Here is a 515-nt window from a genome sequence, read left to right as displayed (position 1 = left end):
CAGGCTTAAAGAAGGAAACACAGTACAATTCAAATTTCAAATAGATGATGATTTCACCCTATTCATCACCAAGGACTGGCAGGCGGAGAAAGTGGAGGGCAGGAGAAAGCTCCTGCCCGTTCTGGTCGAATTTTACGGTGTTCCGAAAGCGGCAGACATCGAGGCCGTCGAAATAAAGAAAGAGAGCCCCGTTCTTGCCGGCTCCTTCCAGGCGGCGACGGCGGTGTTCAGGAACAACGGGCCGCGCGAGGAAATCTTTACGGCCGAATACTACGCGGGCGGCAAAAAAGCGGGCAGTGAAAAACTGCAGATAAAGCCGGGGGAAACCAAAGAAAGAAAATTCAACTGGCAGGCCGCGGACACTGCCGGCTCGTGCAGGCTGAGAATCCACGCCGTGCCGGTGGAAGGCGAGCAAAACATCGAAAACAACACCAAAGAAACGAACGTCCTGGTGCAAACCCCCAACTACGCCCAACCGGACTGCCGGTTCTCCGAGAAACTGAGCGCTTTTTGGG

At 54.2% G+C, this 515-nt stretch carries 1 protein-coding gene; it reads left to right on the top strand.

Annotated features, from left to right (window positions below; all coding sequences use genetic code 11):
• Positions 1 to 515: hypothetical protein (locus NUV48_15550; protein MCR4443546.1), on the top strand; the 515-nt coding region annotated here is incomplete at both ends.

The organism is Peptococcaceae bacterium (assembly GCA_024655825.1).
Lineage (GTDB): Bacteria > Bacillota > Peptococcia > DRI-13 > PHAD01 > JANLFJ01.
The sequence above is the reverse complement of the archived record's forward strand: the minus strand, read 5'-3'. Positions and strand labels throughout refer to the sequence as shown.